The 11,486-nt window shown below is 53.2% G+C and carries 7 protein-coding genes; all 7 read right to left on the reverse strand.

Annotated features, from left to right (window positions below; genetic code table 11):
• Window positions 1-46 precede the first annotated feature (46 nt).
• Entirely contained in the window at window positions 47-805 is a 759-nt protein-coding gene (locus FHG12_RS21385; RefSeq protein ID WP_394348428.1) for an aminopeptidase, read from the reverse strand.
• Between the two features lie 69 nt (window positions 806-874).
• Window positions 875-1,264: a M29 family metallopeptidase gene (locus tag FHG12_RS21390; RefSeq protein ID WP_139513648.1), complete on the reverse strand. Its 390-nt coding sequence runs from the start codon at window positions 1,262-1,264 to the stop codon at window positions 875-877.
• Between the two features lie 294 nt (window positions 1,265-1,558).
• Entirely contained in the window at window positions 1,559-3,979 is a 2,421-nt protein-coding gene (locus FHG12_RS00800) for an ABC transporter permease (RefSeq protein ID WP_139513650.1), read from the reverse strand.
• Between the two features lie 125 nt (window positions 3,980-4,104).
• Complete coding sequence (locus FHG12_RS00805) at window positions 4,105-6,522, reverse strand: ABC transporter permease (RefSeq protein WP_139513652.1); 2,418 nt, start codon at window positions 6,520-6,522, stop codon at window positions 4,105-4,107.
• Between the two features lie 208 nt (window positions 6,523-6,730).
• Window positions 6,731-9,097 carry an ABC transporter permease gene (locus FHG12_RS00810; protein ID WP_139513654.1) on the reverse strand — a complete coding sequence of 789 codons (2,367 nt, stop codon included), beginning with the start codon at window positions 9,095-9,097 and terminating at the stop codon, window positions 6,731-6,733.
• Between the two features lie 62 nt (window positions 9,098-9,159).
• A complete protein-coding gene (locus tag FHG12_RS00815; RefSeq protein WP_139513655.1) occupies window positions 9,160-9,849 on the reverse strand; it encodes an ABC transporter ATP-binding protein in 690 nt (229 codons plus the stop codon).
• A gap of 103 nt (window positions 9,850-9,952) precedes the next feature.
• Complete coding sequence (locus FHG12_RS00820; RefSeq protein WP_139513657.1) at window positions 9,953-11,212, reverse strand: efflux RND transporter periplasmic adaptor subunit; 1,260 nt, start codon at window positions 11,210-11,212, stop codon at window positions 9,953-9,955.
• Window positions 11,213-11,486 lie beyond the last annotated feature (274 nt).

The raw sequence follows: 11,486 nt of genomic DNA on the forward strand, positions 1-11,486 counted from the left end.
GAAACATCGGCTGGCCCTTAAAACGCGTCAGAGTGCGTGCTGCTAGTTACTTCTGTTTTTTCTTCGGCGCGGGCTTCGCGCTGGCCATGGTCGGCGACACGAGCTGGCCGTTGCGCACGATTACTTTGCCGTCTACGTCAACTGTGGCGTTGGCGATGGGGAAGCTGTAGCCACCCAGCGTTTTGTTCTGGCCGCCGAACAGGGCATTATTGCCTGTGCTCACGAACACCATGCCTGCTGCAGAAGCCGGATGGTATACCTTCTCGTCGTCTATTTTCATCCCCGGATTCAGCCCAATGGAAAACCTTCCTACCTGTAATCCCGAAGCCCCCACAGTAGCAAACCCTTCTTTGAAAGCATCGGCGCCCACCTCGGCCCGTACATTTTCAACCTGCCCATTTTTCAGGTCTGCTTTAAAGCCTTTTAGGGGCTTGCCTGCGGAAATCTCGTCGTTGGCAAACGCCAGGCGGCCCGTAGCCGAGGTTTCCTGGCAGGTACCATAAACTAGTCCGCCGGGCAAGCGCGCCGTGCGGTTCAGGATTAGCTTTTCTTGCTGGTCGGCAGCCGACAGTATGCCATCATCGGCAAATACGGGGCGGCTGGCAAGATCCACTGTCATGTCTGTGCCGGCTGGCGAGCTAATGTGCATTTTTTTACCAGTGGCCAGCAGCTGCTTTATTTGGTCTGCCTGCATGGAGATGGCCGAGTAGTCGGCTCCAATGCTACTCCATATCATTTGCTCGTAGCTGGCGTAGTCGAGCTGTTGCGCTGCCGCGAGGCTCTTGCTCGGGTAGCTCACCGACACGCCGCGCAGCTTGCTGGCGTCAAGTTTCTGCGCGTAGCCAGATGTAGCGGCAGCCTGGCTGAATTTAGCTCACCGGGCCGGAGTCATGCCAGCCATTACTGCACGGCTGTCTTCCACACCGGGCAAGCTGATGAGCACATCTGCCTGCAGCGACATGTTGCTAAACTTGTTGGCCTGGATGGCCGCCTCAGGCGTCTCCATATTCACGGCGCGCACTGTTTTGTCGGTGCTGATCCACATGTTGGGCTGACCGCCCGCGCGGGCCACTTCCACGGCCACCGCTTCCATCAGCGGTAGGGTATGCACTCCGCCCGAGATGATAACGGCTTCGCCAGGCTTCACGCCGGCTGAGGTGTTTACAATCTGTTTGGCAATCTTCTCGTAATCCTGTGCAAAGGCTGGGCTGGCTAACAGCACCAGACCCAGTGCAGCGGCAATGGGCAGTAGTTTTTGTACCATGTAGTGGGTGGGTTAGGTTGTGAAAACCCAACGCTCCAACACGATGCCCCTGCCGACTTTCCTTGACCAAAGGCCTTGAACAGAAGGTTTTCAGGCCAGCCGATGGAAACGCCAGATTGATGGCCGAATGTATGCTTTTATTAAATATTGTATTTATTTGTTTTTATTTATAAAATTTTTTAGTTAATATAAATAATGGTCTACAACGACACACCTAAAAAACAACAATAGCGGATTCTTGCATTGCACTAGCCATACACATAAATAATTAATAATCAAGATTTTACACTAAGTCTATCCAGCCCGCAGCGACTTCACCGGATTCGCTATGGCCGCACGCATGGCTTGTACACTCACAGTAAGCAGCGCGATAAGCAAGGCCGCGACGCCGGCCAACGCAAACACCCACCACCCGATGCTGACGCGGTAGGCAAAATCCTGAAGCCATTTGGTCATCGCCCACCAAGCCAACGGCCACGCCACGAGATTGGCGATGAGCACCAGCCGGAGGAAATCGCAGGACAGCAGGCCCACAATGTTGGTCACCGAAGCGCCTAGCACTTTGCGAATCCCAATCTCTTTGGTGCGCTGCTCCGCCGTGAACGTAGCCAACCCAAACAGGCCTAGGCAAGCGACGAAAATGGTCAGGCCGGCGAAGAGGTAGAGGATGCGCCCGATTTTCCTTTCCGCTTCATAGGTTTGCATAAAGCGCTCATCCATAAATGAATACGAAAACGGTTCTTCGGGCGAGAACTTACTCCATTGCAGTTTCAGCGAGGCCAGCAGGCCCGCGATATCCTGCGTTTTGACTTTCGCAATCACGGAGCCGGAGTTGTCGCCCAGCGTCATGAGCAAGGGCGAAATAGGCTCGTGCAGCGATTTGAAATGGAAATCCCGGATCACGCCGATCACCCGAAATGTCCGCTTTTTGCCTTGGTTGTCGGAGCGCGACAGCGTGTGGCCGAGCGCATTTTTTCCCCAGCCAAACGTCCGGGCGGCCATTTCGTTTAGAATAACCGCGGCCGTATCGGTTGAAAACGCTTTGGAGAAATTGCGGCCCGCCGCCAGCCGAATGCCCAGCGTCGGAATGTACTGAGGATCAACCTCGTAGCGAAGCGTCTTGGTGAGCTGCGACGGGTTGTCGTCCGTCGAGACAAAGAAGTTGTTGGAGAAACTCGGGCCCGCCGGCAGATACCCCGAAGTACTCACGCTCACCACCCGCGGGTCTTGCAGCAGCAGTTGCCGAAACGCTTCGGCATGCTTGCCCAGCACCCACGTTTCCGGCAGCACCAATACGTGGTCTTTGTCGTAGCCCAGCTTCTTGTTTTGGATGTAGTGAAGCTGCTGGTAAACCACTGTGGTACTGATGATTAGCGCAATCGAAATACAGAACTGAAATACTACCAGTCCGCTCCGCAGCCCAATGCTGCCTTTGCCCGACGTAAACTTCCCTTTCAGCACTGCCACCGGATTGAAGGACGACAGGAAAAAAGCCGGATAACTGCCGGCCAAAACGCCTACCAGCACCCCAAACAGTAGTAATCCCGGCACCAGCCACGGATCAGTAGTGAAGTCCAGGCCTAATTCTTTGCCTGCCAACTCGTTGAATATCGGCAACGCCATCGCGATCAGCACGAGCGCTAGCACCAACGCTATCATTGTCAGCAGGATAGATTCCAGCAGAAACTGCCCTACCAACTGGCTTTTCACCGACCCCAGTACCTTCCGTACCCCCACCTCGCGTGCCCGCCGGGAGGCGCCCGCCGTGGAAAGATTCATGAAGTTGATGCAGGCAATCAGCAACATGAACACCGCGATGGCTCCGAAGATGTACACATAGCGCACGTCGCCGCCCGGCTCCAGATTATTGGTAAAATCGGAGCGTAGGTGGATATCCGTCAGGGGTTGCAGAAACAGGCCGAGGTCGTTGCCCTTCTGCCGGAATTGCGTGAAACTCATGCCCATTGCCTGTTGCAACTGCGGCCCCAGGTATTTCTCCACTATCTGCGGGAGCTTGGCTTCCAGCTTTTTGTACTCGTAGCCCTCGGGCAACACTAAGTAAGTGAAGTAGTTAGATGTCATCCACGACGATGACTTGGCATCCGGAACGCTGGCTAGGGACGCGAAAATGTCGAAATGGAAGTGCGAGTTGATGGGCACCTTGTCGAAAACACCCGTCACTTTGTAGGTTTTGTTCCAGTCTTTGAAGGTCAGCACCTTGCCCATGGGGTTGGCTTTGCCGAAATACTTCTGCGCCGTGGCCCGCGAAATAACGATGCTATTCGGCTGAACCAGAGCCGTTTTGGGGTCGCCTTGCAGCAGCGGGATGGTGAACACCTGGAAGAAGTTGGAATCGACCATGGCGATGTCTCGCTCCTTGAAGGACTTGTCGCCGTAGGTAATGCGCGGCGCCCCACCCAAGCTCAAGCGCGTGGCCTGCTCTACTTCCGGATATTCGGCGAGCAGCGTCCGGGCTACGGGCGGCATCACGCTCGATTCCTTCATTTTCTCGCCCTGCACCGAGCCCCGAAACACCACCCGCACCATCCGGTCGGCCTTTTCATTGTAGCGATCGTAGCTCAGCTCGTTTCGCACAAACAGCATGATTATCAAGCAAGTAGCTATTCCAAGGGCCAACCCGGAAATGTTGATAGCCGCAAACGCCTTGTTGCGCCACAGATTACGGAAGGCGATTTTGATATAGTTTCTGAACATGGCAGTAGAAACTGAAGGTAGGCTCAAACCCAAGCGTTAATAAAGAAAATCAGGAGCAGCGCATCTCTGGTATGCGCTATCCCACGGAACAAAACATAATAACTTGATAATCAAACACTTATGTTTTATTCGGTTCTTAAGTTCTTGATGGGATTAGTGGTAGCAGCCTTAATGGCCTGATAGCTAATGGTTAAGAACGCCACGGTTACCGCCGCCACGCCCGCTGCCAGGAAAACCCACAGCGGAATATTGATGCGGTATGCAAAGTCTTCCAACCATCTGCGCATCACCAGCCACGCCACGGGAAAGGCAATAATTGCCGCTACCATCACCAGCTTCAGGAATTCTTTCGACAGCAAAGCCACAATGGTTGAGGTATCGGCCCCAAGTACTTTCCTGATGCCAATTTCTTTTTTCCGACGTTCGGCCGCACACGTAGCCAGCCCAAATAAGCCCAGGCAACCCACAAAAACCGCAATCCCCGTAAATACCCACAGCAGTGATTTTAATTTATCTTCTGCCTTATACATTTTAATAAAATTCTCGTCTAAGAATTTATATTCAATCGGATAATCGGGTGCGAATTTGTTCCATACTTCTTTCACGCCATTCACTGAACTGGTAATATTATCGGCTCTTAGTTTTACCGCTACTTTCCAGTAATCTGCGGGATTAATTTGTAGTACGGCCGGCTCTACGCGGTCGTACAGGCTTTTGTAATGAAAGTCTTTCACCACGCCAATGATTTGACCTTTCTTGAGCGAATCGGGCTTAATTTCCCACAGGAGCGTTTTGCCCAAAGCCTGCTCCGGCGTGCCAAAGCCCAATTCCTTAACCGCCGTTTCGTTGATAATAAAAGCGTGATCTTTGTCGGTGGTGAGCTCTTTAGAGAAGTTCCGGCCGGTTACGAGCTGCAAGCCCAGGGTTTTGAGATAATCATAATCCACCATCAATTGGGTAACCGGATAAGGCTTCTGCTCGCCTTTCGTCGGGACGGTAATTGCGTCGCCGGCAACGGCATCGCCGGGAAATCCATAGCCAATGGATACCGACGTAACGCCCGGAGATTTTAGCAACTCATTTTTAAATGTTTCATAGTTTTTATTCATGTTTTCACCACGCATGGGGAAAAACATAATCTGATCCCGATTAAAACCTAAATCTTTATTATGCAGATACTCTACTTGCAGGAATACGATAATGGCACTTACAATTAAGAAAATAGAGAGCGAGAATTGAATAACAATTAATCCGTGACGCAGCCACTGCACGCGCCCAAACATGCCTTCACTTACGACTGCCGTCTTCAATACTTTAATCGGCTTGAAACCCGATAATACCAAGGCCGGATAAAAGCCGGCCACCACGCCTACCACCACCGTCAGCACCAACAGAATCAGGGCAATAGTGGGGTTGGCAAACAGATTGAAGGTCATTTGTTTGCCAGTAAACTCATTGAGCGCTGGCAGCATCAAAGAAGTCAGGACTGTGGCAATCACCACACTGATGAAGGTCAGCAACACGGTTTCAATCAAAAACTGCAGCATGAGCTGCTGCTGGCTGGCGCCAATGGTTTTCCGGATGCCGACTTCCTTGGCCCGTTGTACCGACTTGGCGGTAGCCAGATTCACAAAGTTGAAGCACGCGATCAGCAGGATGAAGGCCGCGATGATGCTGAGCGCCTTGACGTAGGTGATGTTGCCTCGGGGCCCTAAGTCATACTTGAAGCTGGCCGAGTACAAGTAAATATCCTGGAGCGGCTGCAAGTGCGGCACAAACTTAATAGGTTCATCCTTAGGCATTTGTGGCTGCACCTTTTGGGTGATGTAGTCCTGTAGCTTGGCTTGGGTTTGCTTGCTATCGGTACCCGGCTTGAGGCGCACATAGGTATAAAACTGTTGCCAACCCCAGCTTTTCATGCGCTTGGCGGGTATCTCGGCTAGCGATAACGGAACGACGTAATTAACCTTGAGATGGAATTTGGCCTGGGTATTCTGCAACACGCCTTTTACCAGCAGCGTCTGCTTGTTCATCTTGATTTCTTTGCCAACGGGGTTTTCGTTGCCGAAAAACCGTTTGGCCACGTCGTCTGCCAGCACAATCGAGGCCGGAGCATCCAAGGCGTGCGCCGCCGCACCATACTGGAAGGGCAGCGGAAACACATCGAAGAATGTGGAATCGGCGATGAGGCCATCTTCGATGTAGAGCTTCTTGTCGCCTACCTCAAGCAGGCCAATTCCCGAATACATCAGGATGCGCGTGCTCTGCTCTACCTCCGGGAACTCCTGCTGCATGGCAGTGGCAAACATCGGTGGGACGGAAGCCATGGTTGCGGGCGTTTCGCTTTCGGTGCCTTCGGTATAAATGCGGTACACTCGATCGCCGCCCGGCAGGAACTTATCATACTGCAATTCGTCGTGCACGAACAGGCCGATGAGCAGGCAAGCCGTAAGGCCCAGCGCTAAGCCGGCAATGTTCAGAAACGAGAAACCCTTGTGCCGAACCAAGTTGCGGTAAGCTACTTTTAAGTAATTCTTAAACATAACCAGGATGCTTGAAGGTGTAGCGTGACGCCGGAGGCACACGTCAAAACGGACTAGTGATTTTGTTGAAGCTGGCTCTAGACCCCCTTGTGAGAAGGGCCTTGGCGGTCCGCATGTCAGTACTGCAAATCCTTATCTGACAAGTAACGACACAAAGCTTTTTATAAAACTCTTATAATCAATAAATTACATCAACAAGAAAGCCGACTTACTCGTCTCGCAAGCAGAGCACCGGATTTGCTCGGGCGGCCCGCACAGCTTGCGTTCCAACAGTAATCCATGCCACCAGCAGCGCCAGGAAGCCTGCGCCGAGGAAGTACCAGATTTCCAAGGGTATCCGATACTCAAAGCTGTTCAGCCACTGCCGTACCACCAGGTAGCTGAGGGGCAAAGCCAATGCGATCGCCACTATCACAAGTTTGGCCAGGTCGATGGACAGCAAATACACAATGCTTACTTGGCTGGCTCCTAGCACTTTGCGAACGCCAATCTCTTTGCGCCTTTTCTCGGCGGTGAAAGTGGTTAAGCCCAAAAGGCCCAAACTGGAGATGACAATCGCCAAGCCGGCAAAGTAGCGTGAAAGCAGTGCAACACGCCGCTCGGAAGCATATTGGGCCTGGTAAGCTGCATCGAGGAACTGGTAATCCAGGGGCATGCCAGCGTTGAATTGCTGATAGAATCGACGAAGGCGGTTGATGGTCTCTTTCTCCTGCCCGGCGGCAAGTTTAACGAGCACGGTACCAGCTGCTTGGGGCTCCAAGCGAAAAATAAAGGGCTCTACTTTTTCGTGCAGCGAGGCATAGTGAAAATCCTTGGCCACCCCCACAATCTGCGCCGTGCCCAGGGCTGTACCGACCGGGTGCTGCAACCCCAACCTCGCCACTAGAGCTTCATTAACGATGATTTTTAGGCTGTCGGAACGAAACTTCCGCGAAAAGCTGCGTCCTTCCTTGATCTGAATACCCAGCGTTTCAAGCAGGTCGTAGTTTACGCCTAGGTTGTTCGTGGCTACTTTCCGGCCCTCCCACTCTACCTCTGGCCCCGGCCCGTGCGGACCCATTTCCACAAAAAAGCCCCACATGCCCGACGCATTTACCACACCCGGCAACCGCTTGAGTTCGGCCAGAAAGGCGCCCGGCTGCTGAGCTGACTTACCACCCGTTTCGAAATAAATGACGTTGCTTTTGTCGTAGCCGAGGCTTTTGGCCTGGACAAACGCGATTTGCCGATGGATGACCAGCACACATACGATGAACAGCACCGACAGCGTAAACTGAAACACAACGAGTCCTTTGCGCGTCCATAAGTCGGCTACCGAATTCATCAAGGTGCCTCGGAATACGGCAGCCGGCTTGAACCCCGACAAATAGAAAGCAGGATAGCTGCCCGCCAGCAGCCCCGTGAGCAGCGCAATTGCCAGAAAGGCAGCCATGACGCTCAGCTTCGGGGCAAGCGTCAGGTGCTTGCCGGTAATTTCATTGAATTGAGGCAGCGCTATTTGCACAAGCACCACAGCTATAAGCAGGGCCAAAAAGGCCGTCAGCACCGATTCGGTCAGAAAGTGCACTACGAGCGTGGCCCGGCTGGCGCCCAATGTTTTGCGGACGCCTATTTCCTTGAGCCGCCGCGAAGCTTTCGCCGTTGCAAGGTTCATGTAATTGATGCTGGCAATCACCAAGATGAGAGTAGCAACGGCCGAAAACAGCTTGACGTACTCGATGCGTCCGCCTACGCTCACACCGTTTTTGTGCTCGCCATGGAGGTAACTAGCCGAATATGGCTCGATGAAAAGCGTGCGGTTGGCGTTTTTAGCCGATTTACGCTTGAGCAGCCCCGCGATCTTGTTGTTAAACTGCTCCGAATTAGCACCTTCCTGCAGCACGACAAAGGTGCTGAACGGGCCGTTTGCATCAGCCCAGTCAACCCTGCGGCCCATTTTCATGATGTCTTTGAAGGCATCGAAAGACAGCACAAAGTCAAACTGCTCGGAAGAATTGGGCGGGATGCGGTCAAAAACCCCTGACACCACGCACGTCTGCTTGAGATCGGCCAATTGCCATTCGAGCGACTTTCCAATGGCATTCGCCGGGGTTCCGAACAACGTGGTGGCGAACTCAGCGGAAAGAACAATGGCGTTTTTGTCTACCAAAGCCTGGTCTGGGTTGCCCTGAATCAGCGGATAAGTGAAAATGCGGAAGAAGCCCTTGGCAGCATATTTCCCGACGGCCCGGATGCTTTTCCCCTTGCCTACCAGAGTAAACTTGGGAAAGAAATTAGGGGGCGTAGCGACGGCCGCATACTCGATTTCGGGCATTTCAGCCTGTAGCGCCTCGGCCAAAAGTGGAGTATTTCCGTCGCGGGTATTTACTCCTTCGGGCGTGCGCTGATTTTCCATCACCCGAAAAAGCCGGCCCTCGTTTTGGTGGTACTTGTCAAAGCTCAATTCGTCGTTTACCCACAGGTACACGGCCAAAGCACACGCCAAACCCGTCGACAACCCGACTAGGTTGATGAAAAACGTGGTTTTAGACCGCACAAAGCCGCGGTAGATGAGCAAGAGCGAGTGCTTAAACATGCGCCGTATGAATAAAATATAAGCTGCTCATAATAAGACCTTTAACCAAAAACCCGAGGCAATCAAGTCGTAAACTGCTTGTGCACGTTCTCCATCACCACTTCGCCATCGAGCAGCCGAATCACCCGGTGGGCATAGCGGGCGTCGTGCTCGGAGTGCGTCACCATGATGATGGTGGTGCCGGCCTCGTTGAGCTCCGTGAGCAGCTCCATCACCTCGTTGCCGTTGGTCGAATCGAGGTTACCGGTGGGTTCGTCGGCCAGAATCAGGCGGGGCGAATTGATGACGGCCCGCGCCACGGCCACGCGCTGCTGCTGACCGCCCGAGAGCTGCTGCGGAAAGTGATTGCGCCGGTGCATGATCTGCATCTTCTCCAGCACCCGATCGACTTTCTCTTTGCGCTCGGCCGCGCTCGCCCCCAGGTAAATCAACGGCAACTCTACGTTTTCGACCACTGTGAGCTCATCAATGAGGTTGAAGCTCTGGAACACAAACCCCAGGTTTTTCTTGCGCAGTTCGGCCCGCTTGCGCTCGCTGTAATGCGCGATTTCGGTGCCCGCAAACTTGATGCTGCCGCCATCAGGCTCATCCAGTAACCCAATGATATTCAACAAGGTAGACTTCCCGCACCCCGACGGCCCCATGATCGCAACAAACTCTCCTTCGTTCACGGCCAGGGATACCTTGTTCAACGCTTTGGTTTCTACTTCCTCTGTGCGGTATACTTTCTCGAGGTTTTCAATCTGAATCATGGCGGTCAGCGTTACTGTGGGTTGGCGTAGGTTGATGTTTTATAAGAATCTAATTGTCAGCACTTTATTAATGCGCTCAAAACGGCGCGGTGCCGTTGGATTTTTATTCTTGCTTCTCCTTGAGCACTAGTTCGCCCATGTCTTCGTAGCCTTCGTAGCTGGAAGTCACGACTTTATCACCGGGCTTCAGGCCTTCGAGCACTTCGTAGTATTCGGGATTTTGGCGGCCCAGCCGGATGTCGGCTTTGTAGGCTTTGGTGCCGCTTTCGTTGACCTTGAAAATCCAGTTGCCGCCGGTTTTCTGGTTAAAGCCTCCTTTGGGCACCAGCACGGCCCGGGTCTGGTCGCTGAGCGCCAGGCGTACCTGCAAGGTCTGGCCGCGGCGGATGCCCTGCGGAGCGACCCCCACAAACTCCATATCGACTTGCAGGCCCTTGTTGATTTGCGTGTATATCTTCTTGACGCTCAGCTCGTAGCGCTTGCCATCGAGGGTAAACTCGCCTTTCTGCCCCGGAAAAATGCGGGAGATGTAGTACTCATCGATGTTGGCGCGCACCTTCAGGCCGTTGAGCATATCTACCTGGCCGATGCGCTGCCCGCGCGAAATGGATTCGCCGATTTCCGCATTCAGCGAAGTGATCCGGCCGGCTACCGGCGCCTTGATGGTCAGGTCGTCCATCTTCTTGTGCATCAGGGCCAGGTTGCTTTGCATGCGTCCCACCGACTCCTGCATCTGGTTGATCTGCTGGCGCATCGCCGCCGAATCCTGCTTGAGGGTTTGCTGGGTGAGCAGCCGTTTGCGCACCTGGTACTGGTAGTTGTTCTGGCTTTCGGTAAACTCTTGCTTCGAGATGACCTTCTGTTCGTAGAGCGTCTTGTTCAGCTCGTAAATGCGCTTGGCTTCCTTGAGGCGATATTCCACATCGGCAAACTGGTTGAGCTGCTGAATGCGGTTTTGCTGCATCAGGTTGCGCGTGTTTTGCAGGTTGTTCATCAGGTCGAACACGGCCGTTTCGCGGTTCACCATTTCCAGCTGTAAGTCGGTGTTGGCGAGCTGAATAATGGGCTGGCCGGGCGTGAGCGTGGCGCCGTCTTCCACCAGCACACTCTTCACGGTGCCGCCTTCAGTGGCGTCGAGGTAGATGGTTTTGATCGGCATCACGGTGCCGTCAATCGGGATAAACTCCTGGAAACTACCTTTCGTAACTTCGCTGATGGTGATGCGCTCCGGGTCGACGTTCAGCTTGCTGGGCCCCGCCGTGGAAAAGTAACTTGCGGCCAGCAGCGCCAGCACCAAAATCACGCCCCCCGAGAGCAGCAGCTTGCGAAGCGTCCAGGTTTTCTTTTGAATAGGTACGTCCATAATTATCCGAAGGCTTTGCTTGTCTTCGCAAACGCCTTCCTGCTGCATCAAGTAAGGATTATGCCACTTGTATAATTACTTGATTATCAATATATTATGGAATAATACTTTGCACCCGATGGTTGTAGTGTTCGCTTTTGATACAACTTGCTGTCCGGTAGCGATACACCCAAGCGAACGGGCCAAGAAAAATCCTGCTCAGAAAGCTCCAAAGCGGGTTATTTTATCTTAGTACAGTTTATGATAGGCCTTGGAAATAGAGCTTTCACGCTTC

It is taken from the genome of Hymenobacter jejuensis (assembly GCF_006337165.1).
In the GTDB taxonomy this organism is placed as follows: domain Bacteria; phylum Bacteroidota; class Bacteroidia; order Cytophagales; family Hymenobacteraceae; genus Hymenobacter; species Hymenobacter jejuensis.